A 22,425-nucleotide genomic window follows, 5' to 3' on the forward strand; every position below is an offset into this window, starting at 1 on the left:
GTGTCCCCGGCGGAAGCCCGCGGCGCCGCCGGGACCATTGACGGCCCCGAACGTCATGAGGATCACCGGAAACACCCGCGCCGCCGCGGCGCCGCCCTGAATGCGGCAATCTTCGACGCGGCCCTGGCCGAGATCGCCGACGCAGGCTACGGCGCGCTGACCATGGATCGCGTCGCGGAACGCGCCAGGGCCAGCAAAGCCTCACTGTATCGGCGCTGGCCCGGACGGGTGCGGTTGGTCATGGACGCCGTCTATCACGCACTGCCCGGCGAAACGCCGCTCCCCGACACGAGCAGCCTGCGCGGCGATCTCCTGGCCGTGATGCACCAGACCGCCCGTCAACTGGACGGCCCGGCAGGCCTCGCGCTCCGCGGCCTGCTCGGCGAGACTCTGCAGAACCCCGCCGTGGGCGCCGAAGTCAGGGAATACAGCCGGGGCAACAGCGCCGAGATCATCCGCGAGCTGGTCAACAGGGCCATAGCACGCGGCGAATGCGACCCCGCCGTCGCCACTGACCGGCGGATCGAGACCGGACCGGCCCTGCTGAGGCAGCGGTTCATCTTCACGGACGAACCGATCAGCGACCAATACCTGGAGGAAATCGTGGACCAGGTCCTGCTTCCCCTTTTCGGCATCGCCAGCAGCGGGAGACTCCGGAACGCGCCCGGCTGACCGGTCACGGCTGCTCCCGGCCCGATCAGGACCGAGAAACCTTGCGGCCCAAGGAATTCCCACGCTGACCGGATTAGCCTCGGAGCTATTACACCGGTCTGGGCCCTATGGGAGGAGGCACAGATGGATCTTCGCGACAATCTGCGCCTTTTCCGCGCGGCACTGATCACGGGCACTGCGATGTCCCTGGCTGCCGCGGGGCATGTCCTCGGCGGCGGGACGCTTCCCGAACCGGCGGTCATGGCCGTCCTGGCCGGGCTCTTGCTGACACCGGTCACCTGGCTGGCGCGCCGGCAGCTGTCATTCCTGACCCTGCTGGGCATGCTGGGATCCTGCCAGCTGATGCTGCACGCAGCTTTCACGTCCCTGTCGCCCCGGGCCATTTGCCTCCCAGCACTGACGGTTCAGATGCCTCATCACGACGGACTGGCCACGGGCCTGGACTGCTTCGCAGCCGTGCCGTCGTCCATGCCCGTGCATACCCTCGGTGCCGATTCACCGGTTATGCTGGCCGGCCACGTCCTCGCCTTAGTCTCCACCGCGTGGCTGCTGCGCAAGGGCGAGGTGGCCCTGTGGCAACTCGTGGCATGGCTCCGCCCGCTCGTGAAGCTGCCCCGGCCCGCAGGAATCATTCCGGTCCGCCAACGGCCCATTGCCACGGGCCCGGCCTTGGTGCCCTTGCCCCGGCGGAACCTGCGGGCTGACAGCCTGCGGGGGCCGCCCGCCGCGGCCTCCCCGTGCGCCATGCCCTGACTGCCTGCTCGGTCTGCGGATGGGCGCACGGGACGCTGATTGCCTTCCACCCATCAGCGCGCTGTCCGCCATGTGAGTGCGGCAGCACCCAGAAAGGCTTGCGTCATGAACATTTCAACCCCTCGCGCCCTGAAAACCGTCACCGTCCTCGCCACCGCAGCCGGCCTCATGGCCCTGGGCGTTGGTGCCGCAGCCGCCCACGTCCACGTGGACCCGGCCTCAACAACCGCCGGCGGTTTCTCCGAGCTGACCTTCAAGGTCCCCAACGAATCCGAAACGGCCAAAACCACCAAACTCACCGTCACCCTGCCCACCGGGACCCCGTTCACCTCGGTCTCGGTCAAGCCCATGGACGGCTGGACGGCCGAGATCTCCGAAGCCAATCTCCCCGCCCCGGTCACCGTGGAAGGGGCGACCATCACCAAGGCAGCGGCCTCGGTCACATGGACAGCCGACGCCGCCCACCAGATCGGGCTGCACGAATACCAGACCTTTTCGATCTCCGCCGGCCGGCTCCCGGCGGCGGATACGACCGTGTCGCTGCCGGTAGCGCAGACCTACTCCGACGGAACGGTGGTGAACTGGAACGAGGCCGAAACCCAGGGCCAGGCCGAACCCAAGTACCCGGTTCCTTCCTTCGTCACCACCGCAGCGGCCGACGCGAACTCCACGGCGGCACCCGTCGCCGACACAACAGCAGCATCCTCAACCACGCCGCTCACGCCCGCCCCGGACAACACCTTCGGCATCCTCGGACTCGCCGCTGGAGCACTCGGCCTGGCGGCCGGGGGCACTGCCCTGGTCCGGACACGCACGCCGCGGAAGAACTGACCCGGAGTAGCCCTGGCGCGGACCGGAAGGAGAGCACAATGTCACGGATGGTGACGGTCCTGGCCGCAGCGGCGATCGTGGGTGCCGGGGTGCTGGCGCTGGCATGGGCCTACAGCTATGGCGGAAGCGCCGATCCCGGTGTCCTTGACCGCACCGGCCCGGCCGTCGCGTGGGGGCTGCCGATGGGGAAGTTGGTGTTCAACCTCGCCTGTGCCGGCACCATCGGGACACTGGTGCTCGCCGTCTTCGCGCTGCCGCGGCATGCGCCCGTGCAGGCGGCGGCACTGCGGTTTGCCGGTTGGTCGGCGACGGTCTGGGCTGCCGCCGCCGCGGTGTACACGGGTGCCAGCTTCCTGTCCATTGCCAACCGGCCGGTTTCCGCCGGATTCGGCCCGGAGTTCGTGTCTTTCCTGACCGACGTCGAGGCCGGGCGTGCCGGCTTTCTCACTGCGGTGCTGGCTGCCGTCGTCGCGCTGGCTTGCTTTTGCCTGGAGGGTCCGCGTGCGGCAGCCATCACTGTCCTGCCTGCCTTCGCAGGTCTGGTGCCGCTGGTGCTGAAATCCCACGCGACCGGCGGAGCCGGCCACGCGGACACCATCACCGCAATCATTGTGCATACTGGCAGCGCGGCCGTCTGGATCGGCGGCCTGCTGGCGCTGATCATGCTCCGGGCGTCGCTGCCGGCACGCCGCCTGGGTCCGACAGTGCAGCGCTACTCCACCCTGGCCCTGATTTGCTACCTGGCCCTGACGGTTTCCGGGGTTCTGGCCGCCGTGGCGCGCATCCGCTCAGTGGACGATCTGCTCAGTCCCTACGGTGTGATCATCCTGGCCAAGGCTGCAGCGCTGATTGGCCTGGGCGTGTTCGGGGCGCTCCACCGGCGGTGGACTCTGAAACGCCTCGACAGGGACCCACACCGGGCCGCATGGCCCTTCCTTCGGCTGGCAGTTGCCGAACTGGCCGTCATGGGCGCTGCCTCCGGGATGGCCGCCGCCATGGCCCGCACGGCACCGCCGGCCCCTGTGGAAGCCCCGACCCCCGATCCCGAGCTGCTAACAGCGCCCGGAATCTGGGCATACATCTCCCAGTGGGCCCCCGACGCGTTGTGGGTCCTTGTCTGCGGGTTCGCCGTCTTCTTCTACCTCGCCGGTGTCCGCAGGCTACGTGCCTCCGGACGGTCCTGGCCCGCCCACCGCACCGTCCTCTGGCTGGCCGGGAACGCCGTCCTGTTCACCGTCACCAACGGCGGCCTCCACATCTACCAGGGCCTTCTGTTCGACTCCCATGTCCTGACTCAGATGATGCTCACCGCAGTGGTCCCGCTGCTGCTCGTCCCGGCAGCACCGCTGACCTTGGCCGAACTGGCCATCCGTCCAAGAACGGACGGGAGCACAGGGGTCCGGGAATTCCTGGCCGGTACCCGGCGGTACTTCCTGACCCCGCTCGGCAGGGACCCCTACCTGGCAGTCCTGATCCTCACCGGATCCGTCTTCGCCATCTACTACAGCCCGCTGTCGGAATGGTCCGCGAGCAGCCAGCTTGGCTACAGCACCATGACGCTGCTGGCCCTGCTGGCCGGCTGCCTCTTCATGCAGGCAGTGACGGACCCGCGCAACGTGGATACCAACCCGGCCCAGCGTCTGGTCCTGGTGTTGGCTGCCGGGGTTCTGTACGAGGTCAACGGGTGGTGGCTTTCCACTCAGGCATTCACCACCGAGACCCCATGGAGCGCAGCTCTCAGCCCAAATCCGGGCACTCCGACCAGCCCTGTCGGCGGATCGGCTGGCACCATCATGTGGGCCACGGCGACAATGACCCTGGGCGTCGTCGCTTCCATGGTGGTGGCCCGCCGGAACTCCGCCACCGAGCCTCAGACGGCCAAGGCCGGGCGGCCCGGGAGTAAGGAAACGGTTGCCGCAAAGAGGCGTGAGTGAAGGCGATTCCCGCTTGGTGGCCCACTTCCGTGGAATTGCGCCCAAGGCAAGACGCTGCGGGGTAACGGTGAGGCATCATGAACGGTATGGAAGCTATCACCGCGATGCCGTGGGCTGAGTTCGGGTTTCCTGGCTCGCTGCGAGACAAACTTGTGGCCGCGATCGTGGATGGGACCAAGAGGTCGACAACCTCACTCGTGGTCGAGTACGAGTTTGAGCAGGAATCGCTGCCTTGTGTTGGGGCGCGTCAAGTGGTCATCGATTCGGCCGGTGAACCGGTGGCTGTCATAGAAACTGTTGCCGTGGAGACAGCAGCGCTCGGATCTGTTCCGTGGTCCCACGTCCGGGACGAGGGGGAGGGACATGCCTCAACTACCGAATGGCGCGCAGGACATGAGGTGTTCTGGCATAGCGCTGAGATGCGGGATTACTTGGAGGAGCCCGCCTTCACAGTGACCGATGGGACGGCCGTCGTCCTTGAACGGTTTCGTGTTGTGGAGCTCCTGCACGGTGGCAGGCCGGTGGCATAGCAGATCGTGCCAGGCGGATTCCGGTGGGACAAGCTATGCCTAGGGTCAACGACGGGTTTGATTGAGATTCAGGAAGTCTCAATTCGGCATTTATGAGTATTTGTTTAACCTCAATGACTGCTCGTACGCTGGGAGTCGGGCATGAGTGTGTCCCCTAGCACACAAGATTTGGGAGCGAGGCAATGGAGCTAAGGCATCTGCGTTATTTTGTTGCTGTCGCCGAGCTGCTCCACTTCGGCCAGGCCGCCGAGCGCCTGCACATGGCCCAGCCCCCGCTGTCCCAGCAAATCCGGGCCCTTGAGGCGGAAATCGCTGTTGAGCTTCTGGCCCGCACCACCCGGAACGTCAGCCTCACCCCGGCCGGCGCCGTGTTTTACGACGACGCCCAGCGGATCCTGAAGTCCGTGGACGAGGCGGTAGACCGCGTCAAGAGGTTCGGTGACGGCCAGCTGGGCGGGCTCCGGGTCGGGTTCACCGGCTCGGCGTCGTACCGGCAGCTGCCGGAGTTCGTCCGCATCGTCAAGGCCGAAATGCCGGGTGTTTCCCTGGACATCCACACCGAGATGCTCACACCGGAGCAGGAGCAGGCGCTGGCCAATTCCGAGCTGGACATAGCCTTCCTCCGGCCGCCAACGCGGACCCCGGGGATTTCCTCCCGGCTTGTGGGCCGGGAGCCGCTGGTGCTGATCGTCTCTGCTCAGCACCGGTTGTCCCGGCGGGAATCCGTGAGCATGGCGGAGCTGAGGGACGAAGGTTTCATCATGTACCCCGCCGGTTCGGGGTCCGTGGTCAATGACGCGGTGGTGCACGCCTGCCTCGAGGCCGGGTTCGTTGTCCGCAGGGAGCATGAGGCGACCAAGACTTCCACTGTCCTGTCCCTGGTTGCCGGCGGTCTTGGGGTGGCGCTGGTGCCGGATTCCGTCCGCTCGTTCCGGCTCGACGGCGTCGCGTTCGTCGCGGTGGATGATGCACCCATGATTGACCTCGCGCTGGCCTGGCGGGAAAACGACCCCCTGCCGCTGCTGGCCAGGCTCCTGGAAGTCCTGGCGTCAAGCAATGTTTTTCTGTCCAACCACAGCATCGGGGAAACCGCGTGAAAATCACCAAGATTGAGGCGATTCCGTTCGCCATCCCATACAAGAAGCCGCTGCGCTTTGCCAGCGGTGAGGTCCGCGTAGCGGAGCATGTTCTGGTCCGCGTGCACACGGAGGACGGTCTGGTGGGCGAGGCCGAGGCACCGCCAAGGCCCTTCACCTACGGCGAAACACAGGCCTCCATCATCGACGTCGTCGGCAATATCATTGCGCCCGCCATCATCGGCTTGTCCTGCCTGCAGCGTGAAGTCATTCACGAGCGGATGAACCGCACGGTGGGCAACCCGACGGCAAAGTCCGCGGTAGACATGGCCATCTGGGACATCCTCGGCAAGTCCCTGAACCGTCCGGTCACGGAACTGCTGGGCGGCTACACGGACCACATGAGGGTCGCGCATATGGTCGGCTTTGCCCCGCCGGCGGAAATGGTGGCCGAAGCCGAGCGGATCCGCTCCGAGTACGGCATCACCACCTTCAAGGTCAAGGTCGGGCGCAAGCCGTTCATGCTCGACGTCGAGGTCTGCCGGGCGCTGCGTGCGGGGCTCGGGGACGACGTCGAACTGTATGTCGACGGCAACCGCGGCTGGACGGCATCCGAGTCTGCCCGGGCACTGCGGGCGATGGATGATCTGGACCTGACCCTGGCAGAGGAATTGTGCCCCGCCGATGACGTTCTGGGACGCCGCTGGCTGGTCACCCAGAGCCGTATCCCGTTTGTGGCCGATGAGAGCGCAGTGCGGCCGGGGGAGGTCACCAGGGAACTGCTGGGCGGATCGGCAACCGCGATCAGCATCAAAACGGCACGGACGGGATTCACCTATTCCCAGCGCGTCCTGTACCAGTGCGAGGGACTCGGCGTAGAAGTGGTTATCGGCAACCAGATTGACAGCCAGATCGGCACCGCGTGCGCGGTGGCCTTCGGCTCTGCGTTCAAACTGACCACCCAGCGTGCCGGCGAACTGTCCAACTTCCTGGACATGCAGGACGATCTGCTGGCCGAACCGCTTCAGATCACGGACGGAATCCTGGCCATCAGTCAAAAGCCCGGCCTGGGCATCGAAATTGACCCGGAAAAACTCACCAAATACCGCCAGGACACTTAGCCCTGGAGCCACCCCAACAATCCCGTCCCGGCGGAACCGCCGGGAACAGAACCAGAAATTAGGAGAATTGAAATGACACAGGAACTCAGCGAGCAGCAGGCAACCGCCGCGGCTTCGGGCGCGTCGGCGACTGAACGATTCAGGGAAAACAAGAAGGCCGGCGCTCAGGCCAGCAAGGAGCGTGTCAACCTCCTCGCCTCCGGCGTGATCAACGCCGTCAATGACACGATCCGGCGCCACAAGGTGACGTATGACGAATACAACGCCCTGAAGGCGTGGCTGATCCAGGTCGGCCAGGACGGGGAATGGCCGCTGTTCCTTGACGTCTGGATAGAACACTCCGTCGAGGAAGTCGCCAACGAGAACCGCCACGGCAGCAAGGGGACCATCGAAGGTCCGTACTACGTGCCGAACGCCCCCGAGCTGCCCGCGGTGGCGACCCTGCCGATGCGCGGGGACGAGGCCGGCACACCGCTGTCCTTCCAAGGCCAGGTCACGAACCTGGCCGGTCAGCCGCTGGCGGGAGCGCACGTGGAGATCTGGCACGCCGACGATGCCGGTTTCTACTCCCAGTACGCCCCGGGTCTGCCCGAATGGAACCTCCGCGGGACCGTTGTCGCCGACGGTCAGGGCAGCTTCAACGTCCGCACGATGCAGCCCGCGCCGTACCAGATCCCCACCGACGGCGCCTGCGGGCAGCTCATCGCCGCGGCCGGGTGGCACGCCTGGCGCCCAGCGCACCTGCACCTGATCGTGTCCGCGCCCGGCCACCTGCCCATCACCACACAGCTCTATTTCAAGGGCGACGAGCACATCTCTGACGACATCGCTTCGGCGGTGAAGCCCGAGCTCATCCTTGATCCGGCGCCCGTCGCCGGCGGCGGGGGCAAAGAGGTCACGTACAACTTCGTCCTGGACCCCGCCTAATCAGGCTGGCTGGCCCTGTTCATACGCAGGGCCAGCCGCCTGGCTCCTGCCAACAAGAAAGTAAAAGGTATTCAAGTGCTCTTCGCTGTGAAAATGGATGTAAACCTACCCGTGGAGATGGATCCACAGGTCAAAACCGACACCCTGGCGCGCGAGAAGGCCTACTCACAGGAGCTGCAACGCTCCGGCGTCTGGGTGCACATCTGGCGCTGCGTCGGCCAATACTCCAACCTGAGCATCTTCGACGCCAAGGACAACGAGCACCTGCACGAAATCCTCTGGCGGCTGCCGCTCTTCCCATACATGAAGATCGAGGTAACGCCCCTGGCCATGCATCCCTCGGATATCGCCCTCGTCTAACGCCCCGGCTGCCACCTTCTCCCGGTCATCGACCCACGCAGCGCGCTGCCCATGCGCGGCCCATCAGTGCCCAATCGGACATCAGCCTGGTGACAATACGGGGCGGAGGGCTGCTCGCATCTGCTGACGGGATGCGGTTCGTCGTCCCGATCGCGGCCCGAAACGCTGGACACAACCAGCGGATGGGCTACCGGCGAAAGATCCGGGACAGGAGGAGGCTGCCGAACTGGAGCGCCTTTTCCCGCCGGCACGGACCGTTCCAGATGATGAAGTTGGCGAACCGGTGTGCGCCCGGCCGGTTGGCAATCCCGGCTGCCGCGTCCCTGATCGCATGCAGGTCCCCGACCGTCAGTGGCAGGGGGGCTTCGTCAGGGTGCCAGGTCGAGCCGCGCGGAAAGTCGCTGAACGGCTGGGTCGACATTTCGATGTGTGCACCAAGGACGGCTTTCACCGGATGCGCCGCACTGAACTCGCAGAGTGTCCTGATGGAGGCCTGAAAGGCCGGAAAGTCCTGGACGTAGAGCCGGCCTGGATAGGCCGTGTCTCCGGTCAGGAGGGCTCCGGTTATCGCATCGTAGACGGTGACTGCGGAGGGATGGTGCCCCGGCGTCGGGATCACCTCCAGTACCCGTCCGCCGAGGTCCAATGCCGCCGCCGCGTGGGGCCAGTCGGCCAGGCCGAAGAACCCGGCAACGTCCTCGGCCGAGTGGCCGACCACCCGGGTGTCGGGCCGGTCAGCGAACTGCCCGTCTCCGGCGACGTGGTCACCGTGGGCGTGCGAGTGGGCGACGATGAGACCGTAGGCCGTATTGGGATGGTCCAGAAGCCACCCCTCGATGAGCACGTCGACTGTCTCCCGCACGGGAAACGCCGTGGCGTCCGCCGTCGCACCGGTGTCCAGAAGCAAGGCGCGGTCGGTGCCGAACAACAGGTAGAGGAACGGCCCTTCGTAATTGTCCGTGATGCTCTGCCGGAGAATGACGGTGTCCGGCGCCGCCCTGTGGACCTGAATCGGGGAGGCGCCACTGCCCCGGCGGGACCGGGCCCCGGCAAACCAGCGCACATCAAGGTCAAGGTCGGTCACAACGCGATTCTCTCATTCGGAAATGCCGCCGGAGTCAAACTCTGGGATCGGACCCTGCGGGACGTCGGACAGTGACGATTTCGGTGGCGTGCTCGGCTATCCACGTGACCAGCGGGAGCAGCAGGGCGACAAGTTCGTGGCCACGGCCGGTGAGGCTGTAGTCAACTCTGGGAGGGATGACGGGCTGGGCGTCGCGACAGATGAACCCGTCGCTTTCCAGGGTCTTAAGGGTTTGGGCCAGCATCTTCTCGCTGATGCCCTCGGCTCGGCGGCGAAGCTCGCTCCAGCGTTGCGGGCCCTTTGCCAGCGCGACGAGGATCAGTACGCCCCATTTGCTGGAAATGTGATCAAGGACCGTCCGGCTGGGACAGCCTGCGGGAAAGATCTCATCCGCCCCCAGTCCAGCTGATGGGGTGAGCCCGGTACTTACTTTCATATCAGTACCTTACCTGAAAGTGCGTACTCCCCTTGGGGAAGTAAACAGGCTGCGGCGCAGTTGCTATGGGTATCAGCCTCCCATCGGTAAAAGGACCACCATGACTATCGTTATCACCGGCGCCACCGGACAGCTCGGCCGCCTTGTCGTTGAAGCACTCCTCGATCACAACGTTCCTGCGGAACAGGTCGTGGCCGCCGGCAGGAACGTCGCCAAGCTCGCCGACCTCGCAGACCGCGGCGTCCAGGTCCGGCCGGTCGATTTCGACGACCCGGCATCCCTGCGCCAGGCGTTCGCCGGCGCGGACAAGGTACTGCTCGTTTCCAGCACCGCAGTCGGCCAGCGCGTTGAGCAGCACCGGAACGCGATCGAGGCCGCAAAGCAGGCCGGCGTGGGCCTGATCGCCTACACCAGCATCGCGAACGCCGGCCAGGCCGGGATGAAGCTGGCAGCCGAGCATCAGGGCACGGAAGAGGCCCTGCAGAATTCTGGTGTTCCGTTCACGTTGCTTCGCAACAGCTGGTACCTGGAGAACTACACCGGGCAACTTGCCACCTACCTCCAGCACGGAGCCGTGCTCGGGGGCGCCGGTGACGGCCGGGTCAGTGCCGCTACCCGGGCCGACTACGCCCAGGCTGCGGCTGCTGTACTGCTGCTGGATGACCAGGCCGGAAAGGTTTACGAGCTCGGAGGCGACGAAGCGTTCACCCTGACCGAGCTGGCCGCGGAAGTCAGTGCAGCCACCGACCGCCCGGTGCAGTACCAGGATCTGCCGGTGCAGCAGTACACGGACGCGCTGGTGGGTGCCGGGCTGCCGGAGGCCTACGCAGCGATCCTGGCCGACAGTGACCTCGGGATTGCCCGGGGCGAGCTGCTGGTCACCAGCGGGGACCTGAGAACCCTCATCGGACGTCCGTCCACGCCGATGCGCGAAGCCGTGCGGGCGGCCGTCAGCGCCGTTGCCGTCGGACACGACGCCTGATCCGGCGCCGGAACACCCCGGCCACCAGCACGCTGGTGGCCGGGGTGTTCCGTGTGCGCCCTGGGGCGGATCGGCCAGTCAGAAAGCGCTGCTGGCGAAGGAGGTAAGGGCCTCGACCACAAGATCGTGATCCGCTTTCTGCGGCAGCCCGGAAACCGTCACTGTGGCCACGGCTCCTGTTCCCTTCACGTACAGCGGGAAGGCTCCGCCGTGGGCGGCATAGCGTGACTGATCAAACCAGCCGTTGTCCTCGATTCTCCCGCCGCCGAGCCGGCCGCGCAGCCCGACCAGGAGCGACGGCTCTGCGTACTGTTCCGCGGTCCGGCTTTTTCGTTCAACCCAGATCTCGTTGTCCGGGTTTGCTCCGGCCAGGGAAGCATGAAAGAGAATGTGGGCGTTCCTGCGGATATCGATCGCGATTGGGAGGTTCCGGGACGTACCCAGCTCCACGAGCAACAGTCCGAGGGCGAGCGCCTCGGTCTGGCTGAAGCTGCCGAACTGCAGGGTCGCCATCTCATGTTCGATGCGGCCGATCAGGGACCGGAGGGATGCTTCCGGTTGTGGCGCGGCGGAGTCCGGATCGAACTCTGCTTCCGGTCCGGACGTCGGTCCGGGCTGTTCCTGGATCATGAGTCATGACTTTCGTGTTGGTGGACTGTCCGTCCGGCGGCATGCGCCCGGAACTCCTGGCAAAATCCTGCCACGAGGTCATGAAAAACGGCAGCGGGGCCCCTCCGATGGGAGGGACCCCTGCGTCTTAAGGTGGGCGGTGTTAGCCGGCGTGGTATTCCTCGTCGCTGACGTGTTCGCCCCACTGGGTTTCGGGGCCCTGGCCCTCGCCAAGGGCTTCCCACATGGCCATGTGGGTCATGAAGTGCTCCCGGGCCGCGCCGTGCCAATGCCATTCCCCGGGCGGGGTGTAGACGGTGTCGCCGGGCTTCATCACAACGACGTCGCCGCCCCGGGACTGGACCAGGCCCACGCCCTCGGTGACGTGCAAGGTCTGTCCGGCCGCGTGCGTGTGCCAGGCCGTGCGCGCGCAGGGCGCGAAGCGCACGGTGTTGACGCGCAGGCGGGAGGGCTCCGCGCCCTTGGCGATGACGTCGAACCACACGTCGCCGGTGAACATCTCCGCCGGGCCCTTGGTGCTCGGCAGCTTTGCCTGGATTTCCATCCTGTCTCCTTCTGTGTTGATGATGGCCCCGGTGCGGTCTTAGCCGAGGGTGGAGACGTCGATCACGAAGCGGTACCGCACGTCCGAGGCGAGGACGCGCTCGTAGGCGTCGTTGATCTTGCTGGCCGGGATGACCTCGATTTCGGCGCCCAGGTTGTGCTCAGCGCAGAAGTCGAGCATTTCCTGGGTTTCCCGGATGCCGCCGATCGCTGATCCGGCGAAGGACCGGCGTCCCATGATGAGGGCGAACACGTTCACGGGGAGCGGTTCCGCGGGTGCGCCCACGTTCACGAGGGCACCGTCGAGGGTCAGCAGCTGCAGGTAGGAGCTGATGTCGATGGGGGCGCTGACGGTGTTCACAATGAGGTCGAAGGTGCCTGCGAGCGTCTCGAAGGTCCCTTCGTCGCTCGTGGCGTAGTAGTGGTCCGCGCCCAGCCGCAGCCCGTCTTCCTGCTTCTTGAGGGACTGGGACAGGACGGTGACCTCGGCGCCCATGGCGTGGGCGAGCTTGACGGCCATGTGGCCGAGCCCGCCGAGGCCGACGACGGCGACCTTCCTGCCGGGGCCGGCGCCCCAGTGGCGCAGCGGGGAGTAGGTGGTGATGCCGGCGCACAGCAGGGGAGCGGCGACGTCGAGCTCGATTCCTTCGGGGATGGTGACCACGAAGTCTTCGGTCACGACGGCGTGGGTGGAGTAGCCGCCTTGGGTGATGGTTCCGTCGCGGTCGGCTGCCCCGTAGGTGCCGGTCATTCCGTTGAGGCAGTGCTGCTCCTCGCCCTTCAGGCAGTTCGCGCATTCGCGGCAGGAGTTGACCATGCAGCCGACGCCGACCCGGTCGCCGACCTTGTGCCTGGTGACTTCCGGGCCGACCTCGGTGACGATTCCGGCGATTTCATGGCCGGGGACCAGCGGGTAGGTCTGCGGTCCCCAGTCGCCGCGGACGGTGTGGATGTCGGAATGGCAGATGCCGGCGAACTTGATCTCGATCAGGACATCGTGTGCTCCGAGATCCCGGCGCTCGATGGTGGTCGGGGCGAGGGGTCCGGTCGCGGAGGGGGCGGCATAAGCGTTAACCGTAAACAATGATTCTCCAGTGTTGGTTGATTGGTTCATAGGCGATTCGGGGGCGCGGCTATGCCGGAAGGGTCAGGGGCGAACGAGGACCTGTAGTGGGCGGCCCGGGTGGCTTCCCATCCAGTAAACAGGCACAAGAGCGCGGGAGGGAGTCCCTGCTGATACGGGTACTGGCAGTACCCCCTCCCGAGCGGCAGCCGGTGTCCGCCCCGCCGTTGTGGCCGATTACCCGGCTTTCACGGGATGCTGCCGGGCAGAAATGATGAGCACGATGACGAGCAGGGCAGCCAGGGCGAGCACGACGCTGCCAACGGTGAACGCGGCCGATATGCCCTGGGCCAGGGAAGCGGCGGCCGTGGATGAAGCAGCGGCGGCGACGGCAACGAGGATGCCGAGGCCGAGGGAGCCGAACTGATGGGCGGCGTTCGGCGGGCTGAATCCACTCACGTTCTGGAGGAACTGCGAGGTGCTGCGTTAGGGCATGACTTTGTAGAGATCGATGACAGTCTCTTCGGGCGGAGAGGCGAAGCCGCCCTCGATGCCCTGCTGCATCCGGGGCACGAGGATCGTGTCGCGGAATTTCTCCCAGCTCTCCTTCGATTCATGGACGGCCATGATCGTCCATCCGCCCGCGGACGAGCCGCCGGCGTGGAAGATCTGGCCCTCCGGCAGGAGTCCCTCGCCTGGATGGACGGCGGCAATTGACGCCTCGTACTGCTCCTTGGTGCCGCCAGGGAAAAAGTGCATAATTCCGTAGGCCGTGGTCTCCATAGCTGCTCCTAGGCTGGTGGTTGGACGCGACAAGGCAAGTCCTAGTCTCCGCCACCAAGGGTGTCAAGTGGCGGTGTAGTCTAACCGTTCCAGGACGGCGCTGCCTCGGCTGACCGATACGCCCGTCACACGGTCGCGTCCGGCGAGGGGTTGATCGTCGCGCGGGCACTCCAAAGAAAGTCAGGGACCCTGGTTGCCAGGATGGGGGCGGTATCAGTGCGGCCACCGGTGATAAGGGCGCCTTCGGGGCGTTTGGCGGGGTTGAAAGGGCGGGTACCCGCGACCCATCGACAAGCCCATGGGCCAGGAATACCCTTAGTTCGTTCGAGACTGACCCGACAACGATGACGGAGAGGTGGCCAAAATGGGAACCGTGGAGAATGCTGAACTGGTCCGGCGCGGATATGAGGCCTTCAGCGCAGGTGACATGGCGACCCTCAGCGAGATATTCGCTGAGGACGCGGTCTGGCACGTGGCAGGAAACGGTGCGCTTTCAGGCAGGAAAGAGGGACGGGACGCGATTCTGGCCTACTTCGGTGAGCTCGGTACGCGTTCGGAAGGCAAGCTGAAGGTGACCGTGCAGGACATCGTCGCCGGCGACAACCATACTGTGGCACTGCAGCACAACAAGGCGGAGAGCAACGGCCGGACCCTGGACACCGATGGCGCCATCGCCTTCCAGGTCCGCGACGGCAAGATCGCTGAAGGCCGCGAGTTCTTTGCCGACACGGCGCAGGGCGACGCGTTCTGGGGCTAGCCCGGCGGCTATTTTGACTCGAGGAGTTCCGCCGCGGGCTCGACGGCGGCCGGCGCGGTTCCGCCGTCGGTTCTGCGTTCCTTCAGGAAGTAGACCAGGCCGGCGGCAGTGGTGGACGCCGCGGCGAGGGCGAAGAGCCCCGGGGTGACGCTTCCGGTTTGTTCCTTGATGAGGCCGAATCCGAACGGCGCCACGAAGCCGCCCAGGTTTCCCAGCGAGTTGATGATGGCGATAGCCGGGGCGAGGATCTGCGGGTTCAGACCCGACTGGGGGATGGTCCAGAACAACGGGGATGCGCTCTTGAAGCCCATGGCCGCGACGGCCGGGAAGGCGAGGGCAAGCACCGGCGAGGTGACGGCGGCCGCAAACGTGCCGGCGGCGGCGACCAGCAGTGCCACCACCAGCAGGGGGCGCTTCGACTTCGCCTGGTCCTGCCACTTGGCGGCAAAGTACATGGCGACGACGGCGCAGACCCACGGTATCGAGGACAGGAACCCGACGCTCAGATCCGTGGTGCCCGGAATCTGCCTGACGATGCTGGGCGTTGGCGTAGATGGACAGCTGCACGGAGAAGTAAATGCCGCAGAGCAGCAGGATCTGCGGGTTCAGGAGCATCTTCCAGCGGTTGGGCTTTCCCTCGCCGGCCTTGGTGTGCTGGGCGTCCTCGGCCTCGATCGCCGCTGCCAGTGCGGACTTCTCCCGGCAGGTGAGCCACGTGGCGTCCTGGATCCTGGCGTCCAGGAGGAAGAACACCGCGAAGCCGACGGCGACGGACAGCAGTCCTTCCAAGCCTGCAGATGCTCCTGCGCGTAGCCGATATTGGACCGGTTCAGCTGGTTGCACACGAGCATGACCAGCGTGATGGGCAGCACTCGCTTGAAGAATTTCTTCGTAGCAAGAGCCACGTCCGTGACAGCGGTGTCTACAGACTGCATGGGAAAATCCTTTTGAATAGGGGAGGGAGGCCGGACTAGCCCACTGTCGCCGGGCTGCGCAGCCGGCGTCGCGAGTTTGCCAGGTGGCTGCGCATGGCGGCCGCCGACGTCGATTCGTCACCGTCCGCGATGGCGGCGTAGATGGATGCGTGCTCCAGGGCGACGTGCTCGAAATGCTCCCGCGCGTCGTGCTCTCCGCCGGTCATGAGGCGGGTGCGGGGCATCGCGATCATCGTCTGGCCCAGCGACGCCAGGCAGTCTGAAAAGAAAGGGTTTCCCGAGGCCGCCGCGATGGCCCGGTGAAACTCGAAGTCCGCCTTCATGGCATGGGCCGGGTGTTCCCCGCTGGACGTGAAATCGTCCAGCGCTTTCTTGACCGCACGCAACTGCCGTTCCGAGCGGTTCCGGGCGGCCAGGGCCGCGGCCTCGGACTCCACCCCGATGCGGAACTCGAGCAGCTGGACGCGGTCTTCCATGCTGGCCACCGGCCTGCTGCCGGGCATCGTCCGGTTGCCATCCGGGGGAGGGGTTAGCGCGAAGCTGCCCCGCCCCCGTTCGGTTTCAACGAGGCCTTCGGCCTGCAGATGTGTGAGTGCTGCCCGGACCACGGTCCGGCTGACGCCGAACTCGCTGATCAGGGTGTTTTCGCTGGGGAGCTTGGCTCCCGGCTGGATGACGCCGTCGACGATGCGCATGCGAAGATCGGCGGCGAGGTCCGCGGTCAGGTTCCGGCTCATGGGTCAAGGTTACTGGCCGAACTCCACCGACTCGGTGGTCCAGGCACGTGCCTGGTCGCTGAGGGTGATGCCGAGGCCCGGCCGGTCCGGCACGATCATGCGGCCGTTCTTCGTTTCGAGGCGTTCGTTGAACAGCGGGTCCAGCCAGTCGAAATGCTCCACCCAGGGTTCGCGCGGGTAGGCGGCGGCCAGGTGGAGGTGGATTTCCATGGCGAAGTGCGGCGCCAGCCCCAGGCCGCGCTCGTCCGCCAGGGCGGCGAGGCGGAGGAACTGCGTGATGCCGCCGACGCGCGGGGCATCCGGCTGGATGATGTCGCAGCCGTTGGCATTGATCAGGCCCTTGTGCTCGGCCACGGAGGCCAGCATCTCGCCGGTGGCTATGGGTGTGTCCAGGACCTGGGCCAGGTGGGCGTGGCCCTCGAAATCGTAGGCGTCCAGCGGCTCCTCGATCCAGATGAGATTGAATTCCTCCAGCTGGCGGCCCACCCGGAGAGCGGTGGCGCGGTCCCACTGCTGGTTCGCATCGACCATGAGGGGCACGTCCCAGCCGATATGCTCGCGGATGCCGGCAACGCGGCGCAGGTCCTCGGCGGTGTCCGGCAGGCCCACCTTGATCTTGATGCCGCCGATCCCTTCATCCAGGAGGACAGTGGCGCGGGCCTTGACCTCCTCGAGGGAGGCGTTGAGGAAGCCGCCGGACGTGTTGTAGGTCTGCACCGAGTCCCGGTAGGAGCCCAGGAGTTTGGCGAGGGGCAGGCCCGCGCGCTTGGCCTTGAGGTCATACAGGGCGATGTCGATGGCGGCGAGGGCCTGGGTGGCCACGCCGGAGCGGCCCACCGAGGCACCGGCCCACAGCAGCTTCGTGTAGATCTTGCCGATGTCGTTGGGGTCCTCGCCGATGATGCCCTCCGCGACTTCCTTGGCGTGGGCGTACTGCGCCGGTCCGCCGGCGCGCTTGGAGTAGCTGAAGCCGATGCCGCTGTGGCCTTGTTCGGTGGTGATTTCGGCGAAGAGGAAGACGACCTCGGTCATGGGCTTCTGCCGCCCGGTGAACACCTTGGCGTCGCTGATGGGGACGGCGAGCGGAAGCCTCGCGGTGGAAAGTTTGATGTGCCGGATCAGGTCAACGGAACTCATGGGTCTCCTTGGGAAGAATGCGGGGCAACGTCACCCTCCCACTTAGGTTACAAGTAAGTAACTTGTATTACAAGAGGAGCTACCACACCAGCCAGGCAACTACCAGCAGCGCTCCGACGCTCAGAATGGTGGTGCAGAGGATCACGTCCCGGGCCACTGTCATGCCCCGGCCGTACGGGGCGGCGAAGAGGAACACGTTCTGGGCCGTGGGCAGCGCGGCCATGATGACACTGGCCAGCAGGTGCTGACCCTCCAGGCCGAAAACGAAGCGGCCCAGCGCCCAGACGATCAGAGGCATTCCGGCGATTTTCAGGAAGGTGGCGGCGAGGGTTTCCGTGCGGCCGTTCCCCTTTTGCAGCGGTGCCCTGCCCGCGAGGGAAAGTCCGAAGGCCAGCAGGACCATGGGCACGGCACCGGCGGCGAGCATGTCGATGGGTTTCTGCAGCAGTTCCGGGGCGCTCCAGCCGGTCAGCGCGACGGCGGCGCCCAGTCCGGACGCGATGATCATCGGGTTGGCGAAGGGCTGGACGAGGAGCTTCTTCCACGAAATCCTGGCTCCGGAGGAAAGCCCCAGCACTGTGAGGTAGAAGGGGGCCAGCACGAGGATCTGCACCAGCAGCACGGGTGCAACGTGCTGGGCCGTGCCGACGGCGTACAAGGAGACGGGGATGCCGATGTTGTTGGCGTTGACATAGCTGCTGGCCATGGCGCCCACGGCTGTTTCGGCGACGGGGCGGCGGAAGAACAGGAAGCTCGCGAGACAATACAGCAGCCCCACTATGGCTGCTGACAGCAGGGCCAGCGGGGCATCCGTTCCGAGCGCAGCCCGGATGTCGCTGCCGGCCACCACAGTGAAGAGGAGGGCCGGGTTGGTGACATAGAAGGCGGTGCGTGTCAGGGCGCCCTGGACTTCCGGACCCAGGACCCGCAGCCGCGCAGCCACGTACCCCACGGCAATGACGGCGGAGACGATCAGTATTCCGGAGACCACGCCGCCCAAAATGCGCCCTTCTATTTAACTGGTGGGTTGGGGTTCCGCACGGCCATCTCCTCGTTGCGGGGAGGTCCGGCCGTGCGGAAGCCCGGGGGATTGCTCAGTGCGCCGTTCGCGGAGCAGTCCGCTTCTCAGAGCAGTCCGCTTCTCGGCGCACTCCGCTCCTAACGCACGAGGCAGGGACCCTTGGGGTCAAAGGACCAGCCCTCGATGTAGTACTGCATGCCGATGCTGTCGTCGCGGGCGTCGAGCCCATGCTCCAGGTACAGCTGGTGCGCCTTGTCCAGGGCGTCCCGGTCCAGTTCGATCCCCAGCCCGGGAGCGACCGGAACTTCGATCGCGCCGTCTTTGATCTGCAACGGCTGCCTGGTGAGCCCCTGGCCGTCCTGCCAGATCCAGTGCGTGTCCAGCGCCGTGATCTCGCCGGGGGCGGCGGCTCCGGTGTGCGTGAACATGGCCAGCGAGATGTCGAAGTGGTTGTTCGAGTGTGAGCCCCAGGTGAGGCCGAATTCATGGCACATCTGCGCCACCCGGACGGAGCCATGCATGGTCCAGAAGTGGGGATCCGCCAGCGGAATGTCGACGGCGTTGCTGCGGATGGCATGGGACATTTCCCGCCAGTCCGTGGCGATCATGTTGGTGGCCGTCTTCAGTCCGGTGGCACGGCGGAACTCCGCCATGACCTCGCGGCCGGAGAACCGCCCTTCGGCGCCGCAGGGATCCTCCGCATACGCCACGACGCCCTGCATCCGCTTGCCCAGCCGGATGGCATCCTCCAGAAGCCAGGCGCCGTTGGGGTCCAGGGTGATCCGCGCCGCAGGGAACCGCTGGGCCAGGGCGGTGACCGCGTCCACTTCGTCGTCGCCGGACAGCACGCCGCCCTTGAGCTTGAAGTCGCTGAAGCCGTAGCGCTCCTGCGCGGCTTCGGCAAGGGCCACCACGGCTTCGGGCGTCATGGCCTCCTGGCGGCGCAGCTGTTCCCACCGGTCCGCGGGAGCGTCCTCCACCAGGTACGGAAGATCCGTGCGCTTGTGGTCGCCGATGAAGAAGAGGTAGCCGAGCATCGGCACGGAGGACCGCTGCTGCCCGTCGCCGAGCAGTTCCGCGACGGGCACGCCGAGGAACTGGCCGTGGAGGTCCAGCAGTGCCGATTCGACGGCGGTGACCGCGTGGACCGCGGTGCGCAGGTCGAACGTCTGCAGCCCGCGGCCGCCGGCGTCACGGTCGGCGAACTCCGCCGCGATGTCGCGCAGCAGGGACCGGTAGCGTGCCACCGGCTTGCCGGCAATCAGGGTTCCGGCCTCCTCGATGGTGGTACGGATCATTTCGCCGCCGGGAACCTCGCCGAGGCCGGTGCGGCCGTCCGAGTCGGTCACGATGACCACATTGCGGGTGAAGAACGGGCCGTGCGCGCCGCTGAGGTTCATCAGCATGCTGTCGTGCCCCGCGACGGGAACTACTTCCACTCGGGCGATGGTGGGCTGGGTGCTCATGCGTTGACCTCGTCCTGTACGTCGGCTGCTTCGACGGTACCGTCGATCCTGCGGTTCAGCTGCCAGGGGTTGGTCTCCCGCAGTGGTGCGGGCAGCAGCTCCTGGGGGAGGTTCTGGTACGCAACGGGACGCAGGAAACGGTTGATCGCCAGCGTCCCCACGGAGGTTGTCCTGGTGTCGGAGGTGGCCGGGAACGGGCCGCCGTGGACCATGGCATGGCCCACTTCGACTCCCGTGGGCCAGCCGTTGACGATGATCCGGCCCACCTTCTGCTCGAGGACCGGAACGAGGCGTGCCGCCGTCGGGTAGTCCTCCTCCGCCAGTTGCAGGGACGCCGTGAGCTGTCCCTCGATCTTGTGGGTGGCCTCGATCAGTTCGTCGGCCGTGGAGTAACGGACCACGAGGCTTGCTGCGCCGAAGATTTCCTTGTGCAGCACGTCGTTGCTGACGAAATCACGGATGTCCGTGCCGAAGATGGTGGGCGCCGGAGCATTCTCGGTGCCGCCGGGGGTGCCCCTTCCGACGACGTTGACGTTCTGGGCAGCTGCCAGGGCTGCGGCCCCGGAGTTCCAGGACGTCGCGATGCCTTCGGTCAGCATGGTCTGGCCGGCACAGGCCGAGACAGCGCGGTCGACGGCGGCGGCGAGTCTGTCGCCGGCCTCGCCAACCGGGGCAAAAAGCAGGCCCGGAGACGTGCAGACCTGCCCCGAACTGCCGGTGACAGCGGCGACGTACTGCTGGGCCAGCGCATTAATTTGTTCGGCGGAGCCGTTCAGCGCGCCGGCGAAGACGAAGGTGGGGTTGAGGGAGGACATTTCCGCGTAGACGGGGATGGGCTCCGGCCGGGCGGCAGCGGTACGCATCAGGGCGATGCCGGCCGACTGCGAGCCGGTGAAGCCGACGGCCTTGATGGCCGGGTCCGCGGCGAGGGCCTGGCCGATGCTGCTGCCGGGGCCGTAAATGAGGGAGAAGACGCCGGGGTGGAGCCCGAAGTCCTTGACCGCCTTCGCGATCGCCTGGCCGACGAGTTCGCCGGTGCCGGGGTGCGCGTTATGGGCCTTGAAGACCACGGGGCAGCCGGCGGCGAGGGCCGAGGCGGTGTCCCCGCCCGCCGTCGAGAAAGCCAACGGGAAGTTGCTGGCACCGAAAACGGCCACCGGGCCCAGGGGGATCTGGCGCTGGCGGATGTCGGCGCGGGGCAGGGGAGCGCGGTCTGGCAGCGCCGGATCGATCCTGACGCCGCGGAAGTCGCCCTGGCGGACAACGGCGGCGAAGAGACGGAGCTGGCCGGCGGTCCGGGCCCGTTCTCCCTGCAGCCGGGCAGCCGGCAGGCCCGTCTCCTGTCCGGCACGGATGATCAGTTCCTCGCCGATCGCCTCGATGTTGTCCGCAACGGCCTCCAGGAAGCCGGCGTGCGTCTCGGGGTCCAGGGTGCTGAAGGATTCGTAGGCCGCGGCGGCGGCGCCGGTCGCGGCTTTCAGCTGTTCTGCGGTCAGCAGCGTGTACACGGGTTCAAGCTGTTCGTTCGTGGCGGGGTTGAAGCCGAAAGCGGTCTTGCCTTCGCCGACAACCGGCTGCCCGGCAATCAGGGAATTTCCAGTGAGCGTCATGATGGTTCTCCTAGGAGACGGTGGCGATGAGTGCTGTGAGGTCGGCCAGGTCCTGCGGTGCCAGGTTCTGAAGGGGCGGGCGGACACCGCCGGCCGAGCGGCCGATGGCGTCGAGACCGCCCTTCACGATCGAGACCGAGTAGCCCTTCACCCGGTCCCGGATGTCAAGATACGGGATCACGAACTCATTGAGCTTCTTGTTGACGGCCACGCGGTCCTGGTTGCGGACGTCCTGGTAGAAGTCGAGCGCGAACCGCGGAACGAAGTTGTACATGGCGCTCGAGTACGTGCTCATGCCCAGCTGCAGCAGCGGAAGCGCGAACGTCTCCGCTGTGGGCAGCCCGCCAAGGTAAAACAGGCGGTCGCCGAGCTTGGCGACGACGCGGGCGTCGTGTTCCAGATCGCCCACGCCGTCCTTGAAGCCGATGAGGTTCTCGTGGCGGTCCGCCAAGGTGGCGACCGTGGTGTCCTTGTAGACGGCGTTGGCGCGGTTGTAGATGATGACGCCCAGCGAGGTGGACCGGCAGACGGCGCTGACATGTTCGATCAGGCCGCCCTGGTCCGCTTCGGTCAGGTAGGGCGGAAGCAGCAGGATACCGTCGGCGCCGGCTGCTTCGGCGGCCTGAGCATTTTCGATCGCCTGGGCGGTGGACCCTCCGGCCGAGGCCAGCACCGGGACGATGCTGCCCACTTCTTCGACGGCGGCGCGGACCACCCGGGCGGATTCGGCGGGTGTGAGGGAGAAGCCCTCGCCCGTCCCGCCTGCCGCGAAGAGCCCGGCCACCGGGAAACTGGCCTGCCAGGCAAGGTGCTTGCGGTAGTTTTCCTCGTCAAACTGGAGCTGTGCGTCAAACGACGTCACCGGGAACGAGAGCAACCCTTCCTTGAGAATGCTGGCAAGTTCCTGGGGTGAGTATTTAGCCACGGTGTGGTCCTCCATGTCGGCGCCGCATCGGCGCGGCAGATGATGTACTTCCCCTCCAGACTAGGGAGCCGTTTGATGCCTGTCTAAGTTCTTTTTTGAATGAATTGATACC

26 protein-coding genes are annotated in these 22,425 nt (G+C 66.2%); 12 read left to right on the forward strand and 14 right to left on the reverse strand.

The features are described from left to right. The 9 genes from ABIB26_RS18230 (at position 1) to catC (ending at position 8,204) form a co-directional block, all read left to right on the forward strand. On the forward strand, positions 1 to 672 hold the full coding sequence (locus ABIB26_RS18230) for a TetR/AcrR family transcriptional regulator (protein ID WP_354246284.1): 672 nt from the start codon (positions 1 to 3) through the stop codon (positions 670 to 672). A 123-nt stretch (positions 673 to 795) separates the two neighbouring features. Next, positions 796 to 1,425 (forward strand): hypothetical protein, encoded by a 630-nt coding sequence (locus tag ABIB26_RS18235; protein WP_354246288.1) that lies wholly within the window; start codon positions 796 to 798, stop codon positions 1,423 to 1,425. A 105-nt stretch (positions 1,426 to 1,530) separates the two neighbouring features. After that, positions 1,531 to 2,256 carry a YcnI family copper-binding membrane protein gene (locus ABIB26_RS18240; RefSeq protein ID WP_354246291.1) on the forward strand — a complete coding sequence of 242 codons (726 nt, stop codon included), beginning with the start codon at positions 1,531 to 1,533 and terminating at the stop codon, positions 2,254 to 2,256. Between the two features lie 38 nt (positions 2,257 to 2,294). Further along, positions 2,295 to 4,190 (forward strand): bifunctional copper resistance protein CopD/cytochrome c oxidase assembly protein, encoded by a 1,896-nt coding sequence (locus ABIB26_RS18245; RefSeq protein ID WP_354246294.1) that lies wholly within the window; start codon positions 2,295 to 2,297, stop codon positions 4,188 to 4,190. A gap of 77 nt (positions 4,191 to 4,267) precedes the next feature. Further along, positions 4,268 to 4,720, forward strand: a complete 453-nt coding sequence (locus ABIB26_RS18250) for an ASCH domain-containing protein (RefSeq protein WP_354246297.1) — start codon at positions 4,268 to 4,270, stop codon at positions 4,718 to 4,720. Between the two features lie 182 nt (positions 4,721 to 4,902). Further along, positions 4,903 to 5,817, forward strand: coding sequence for a LysR substrate-binding domain-containing protein (locus ABIB26_RS18255; RefSeq protein WP_354246300.1), 915 nt, complete (start codon positions 4,903 to 4,905; stop codon positions 5,815 to 5,817). Beyond that, a complete protein-coding gene (locus tag ABIB26_RS18260; RefSeq protein ID WP_354246303.1) occupies positions 5,814 to 6,917 on the forward strand; it encodes a mandelate racemase/muconate lactonizing enzyme family protein in 1,104 nt (367 codons plus the stop codon). The genes ABIB26_RS18255 and ABIB26_RS18260 overlap by 4 nt, the downstream gene beginning before the upstream one ends. A gap of 72 nt (positions 6,918 to 6,989) precedes the next feature. After that, on the forward strand, positions 6,990 to 7,844 hold the full coding sequence (gene catA / locus ABIB26_RS18265; RefSeq protein WP_354246306.1) for a catechol 1,2-dioxygenase: 855 nt from the start codon (positions 6,990 to 6,992) through the stop codon (positions 7,842 to 7,844). 87 nt (positions 7,845 to 7,931) lie between these two features. Further along, a complete protein-coding gene (gene catC, locus ABIB26_RS18270; RefSeq protein WP_502913708.1) occupies positions 7,932 to 8,204 on the forward strand; it encodes a muconolactone Delta-isomerase in 273 nt (90 codons plus the stop codon). A gap of 187 nt (positions 8,205 to 8,391) precedes the next feature. Here catC and ABIB26_RS18275 read toward each other — a convergent pair whose 3' ends face one another. Beyond that, positions 8,392 to 9,288, reverse strand: a complete 897-nt coding sequence (locus ABIB26_RS18275; RefSeq protein WP_354246311.1) for an MBL fold metallo-hydrolase — start codon at positions 9,286 to 9,288, stop codon at positions 8,392 to 8,394. Positions 9,289 to 9,322: 34 nt separating this feature from the next. Then, positions 9,323 to 9,724, reverse strand: coding sequence for a winged helix-turn-helix transcriptional regulator (locus ABIB26_RS18280; RefSeq protein WP_354246314.1), 402 nt, complete (start codon positions 9,722 to 9,724; stop codon positions 9,323 to 9,325). Positions 9,725 to 9,824: 100 nt separating this feature from the next. On the opposite strand from ABIB26_RS18280, the gene ABIB26_RS18285 reads away from it, so the two are divergent. Then, positions 9,825 to 10,706, forward strand: a complete 882-nt coding sequence (locus ABIB26_RS18285; protein WP_354246317.1) for an SDR family oxidoreductase — start codon at positions 9,825 to 9,827, stop codon at positions 10,704 to 10,706. A gap of 78 nt (positions 10,707 to 10,784) precedes the next feature. Here ABIB26_RS18285 and ABIB26_RS18290 read toward each other — a convergent pair whose 3' ends face one another. The 5 genes from ABIB26_RS18290 to ABIB26_RS18310 all read right to left on the reverse strand — a co-directional run bounded on the left by ABIB26_RS18290 (position 10,785) and on the right by ABIB26_RS18310 (position 13,725). Further along, positions 10,785 to 11,336 carry a heme-degrading domain-containing protein gene (locus ABIB26_RS18290; RefSeq protein WP_354246320.1) on the reverse strand — a complete coding sequence of 184 codons (552 nt, stop codon included), beginning with the start codon at positions 11,334 to 11,336 and terminating at the stop codon, positions 10,785 to 10,787. 142 nt (positions 11,337 to 11,478) lie between these two features. Beyond that, the gene (locus tag ABIB26_RS18295) at positions 11,479 to 11,880 is read right to left on the reverse strand and encodes a (R)-mandelonitrile lyase (protein ID WP_354246323.1); all 402 of its coding nucleotides are present in this window, start codon (positions 11,878 to 11,880) and stop codon (positions 11,479 to 11,481) included. A gap of 39 nt (positions 11,881 to 11,919) precedes the next feature. Beyond that, positions 11,920 to 12,963: an NAD(P)-dependent alcohol dehydrogenase gene (locus tag ABIB26_RS18300; protein ID WP_354246326.1), complete on the reverse strand. Its 1,044-nt coding sequence runs from the start codon at positions 12,961 to 12,963 to the stop codon at positions 11,920 to 11,922. A gap of 216 nt (positions 12,964 to 13,179) precedes the next feature. Beyond that, complete coding sequence (locus ABIB26_RS18305) at positions 13,180 to 13,401, reverse strand: hypothetical protein (protein ID WP_354246328.1); 222 nt, start codon at positions 13,399 to 13,401, stop codon at positions 13,180 to 13,182. Between the two features lie 27 nt (positions 13,402 to 13,428). Further along, positions 13,429 to 13,725 carry a hypothetical protein gene (locus ABIB26_RS18310; protein WP_354246330.1) on the reverse strand — a complete coding sequence of 99 codons (297 nt, stop codon included), beginning with the start codon at positions 13,723 to 13,725 and terminating at the stop codon, positions 13,429 to 13,431. A gap of 364 nt (positions 13,726 to 14,089) precedes the next feature. Between ABIB26_RS18310 and ABIB26_RS18315 the strand changes: the two genes are divergently transcribed. Next, entirely contained in the window at positions 14,090 to 14,482 is a 393-nt protein-coding gene (locus ABIB26_RS18315) for a nuclear transport factor 2 family protein (RefSeq protein WP_354246333.1), read from the forward strand. An 8-nt stretch (positions 14,483 to 14,490) separates the two neighbouring features. Here the strand turns inward: ABIB26_RS18315 and ABIB26_RS18320 are convergent, their stop codons facing one another. Continuing rightward, positions 14,491 to 15,018, reverse strand: a complete 528-nt coding sequence (locus ABIB26_RS18320) for an MFS transporter (RefSeq protein WP_354246489.1) — start codon at positions 15,016 to 15,018, stop codon at positions 14,491 to 14,493. Here ABIB26_RS18320 and ABIB26_RS18325 point away from each other — a divergent pair. Next, positions 14,936 to 15,295 (forward strand): hypothetical protein, encoded by a 360-nt coding sequence (locus ABIB26_RS18325; RefSeq protein WP_354246335.1) that lies wholly within the window; start codon positions 14,936 to 14,938, stop codon positions 15,293 to 15,295. The two genes, ABIB26_RS18320 and ABIB26_RS18325, sit on opposite strands and share 83 nt — an antisense overlap. Positions 15,296 to 15,452: 157 nt before the next feature. Here the strand turns inward: ABIB26_RS18325 and ABIB26_RS18330 are convergent, their stop codons facing one another. The 6 genes from ABIB26_RS18330 to kdgD form a co-directional block, all read right to left on the reverse strand. After that, positions 15,453 to 16,154 (reverse strand): FadR/GntR family transcriptional regulator, encoded by a 702-nt coding sequence (locus ABIB26_RS18330; protein ID WP_354246338.1) that lies wholly within the window; start codon positions 16,152 to 16,154, stop codon positions 15,453 to 15,455. Between the two features lie 9 nt (positions 16,155 to 16,163). Then, positions 16,164 to 17,291: an L-talarate/galactarate dehydratase gene (locus ABIB26_RS18335; RefSeq protein ID WP_354246340.1), complete on the reverse strand. Its 1,128-nt coding sequence runs from the start codon at positions 17,289 to 17,291 to the stop codon at positions 16,164 to 16,166. A gap of 79 nt (positions 17,292 to 17,370) precedes the next feature. Further along, entirely contained in the window at positions 17,371 to 18,291 is a 921-nt protein-coding gene (locus ABIB26_RS18340) for an AEC family transporter (RefSeq protein ID WP_354246343.1), read from the reverse strand. A 158-nt stretch (positions 18,292 to 18,449) separates the two neighbouring features. Further along, the gene (locus ABIB26_RS18345; RefSeq protein ID WP_354246346.1) at positions 18,450 to 19,778 is read right to left on the reverse strand and encodes an enolase C-terminal domain-like protein; all 1,329 of its coding nucleotides are present in this window, start codon (positions 19,776 to 19,778) and stop codon (positions 18,450 to 18,452) included. Beyond that, complete coding sequence (locus ABIB26_RS18350; RefSeq protein WP_354246348.1) at positions 19,775 to 21,388, reverse strand: aldehyde dehydrogenase (NADP(+)); 1,614 nt, start codon at positions 21,386 to 21,388, stop codon at positions 19,775 to 19,777. Before ABIB26_RS18350 ends, ABIB26_RS18345 begins: the two co-directional genes overlap by 4 nt. A 10-nt stretch (positions 21,389 to 21,398) precedes the next feature. Further along, a complete protein-coding gene (gene kdgD / locus ABIB26_RS18355; RefSeq protein WP_354246351.1) occupies positions 21,399 to 22,313 on the reverse strand; it encodes a 5-dehydro-4-deoxyglucarate dehydratase in 915 nt (304 codons plus the stop codon). Between the last annotated feature and the right edge of the window lie 112 nt (positions 22,314 to 22,425).

Origin of the sequence: Arthrobacter sp. UYEF20 (assembly GCF_040546335.1) — a bacterium.
In the GTDB taxonomy this organism is placed as follows: Bacteria; Actinomycetota; Actinomycetes; order Actinomycetales; family Micrococcaceae; genus Arthrobacter.

Coding starts and splice junctions, on each gene's coding strand:
- ABIB26_RS18235 (WP_354246288.1), top strand. CDS start 796: ATGGATCTTCGCGACAATCTGCGCCTTTTCCGCGCGGCACTGATCACG.
- ABIB26_RS18240 (WP_354246291.1), top strand. CDS start 1,531: ATGAACATTTCAACCCCTCGCGCCCTGAAAACCGTCACCGTCCTCGCC.
- ABIB26_RS18245 (WP_354246294.1), top strand. CDS start 2,295: ATGTCACGGATGGTGACGGTCCTGGCCGCAGCGGCGATCGTGGGTGCC.
- ABIB26_RS18250 (WP_354246297.1), top strand. CDS start 4,268: ATGAACGGTATGGAAGCTATCACCGCGATGCCGTGGGCTGAGTTCGGG.
- ABIB26_RS18255 (WP_354246300.1), top strand. CDS start 4,903: ATGGAGCTAAGGCATCTGCGTTATTTTGTTGCTGTCGCCGAGCTGCTC.
- catA (WP_354246306.1), top strand. CDS start 6,990: ATGACACAGGAACTCAGCGAGCAGCAGGCAACCGCCGCGGCTTCGGGC.
- ABIB26_RS18280 (WP_354246314.1), bottom strand. CDS start 9,724: ATGAAAGTAAGTACCGGGCTCACCCCATCAGCTGGACTGGGGGCGGAT.
- ABIB26_RS18285 (WP_354246317.1), top strand. CDS start 9,825: ATGACTATCGTTATCACCGGCGCCACCGGACAGCTCGGCCGCCTTGTC.
- ABIB26_RS18290 (WP_354246320.1), bottom strand. CDS start 11,336: ATGATCCAGGAACAGCCCGGACCGACGTCCGGACCGGAAGCAGAGTTC.
- ABIB26_RS18295 (WP_354246323.1), bottom strand. CDS start 11,880: ATGGAAATCCAGGCAAAGCTGCCGAGCACCAAGGGCCCGGCGGAGATG.
- ABIB26_RS18310 (WP_354246330.1), bottom strand. CDS start 13,725: ATGGAGACCACGGCCTACGGAATTATGCACTTTTTCCCTGGCGGCACC.
- ABIB26_RS18315 (WP_354246333.1), top strand. CDS start 14,090: ATGGGAACCGTGGAGAATGCTGAACTGGTCCGGCGCGGATATGAGGCC.
- ABIB26_RS18325 (WP_354246335.1), top strand. CDS start 14,936: ATGGCGACGACGGCGCAGACCCACGGTATCGAGGACAGGAACCCGACG.
- ABIB26_RS18330 (WP_354246338.1), bottom strand. CDS start 16,154: ATGAGCCGGAACCTGACCGCGGACCTCGCCGCCGATCTTCGCATGCGC.
- ABIB26_RS18335 (WP_354246340.1), bottom strand. CDS start 17,291: ATGAGTTCCGTTGACCTGATCCGGCACATCAAACTTTCCACCGCGAGG.
- ABIB26_RS18345 (WP_354246346.1), bottom strand. CDS start 19,778: ATGAGCACCCAGCCCACCATCGCCCGAGTGGAAGTAGTTCCCGTCGCG.
- ABIB26_RS18350 (WP_354246348.1), bottom strand. CDS start 21,388: ATGACGCTCACTGGAAATTCCCTGATTGCCGGGCAGCCGGTTGTCGGC.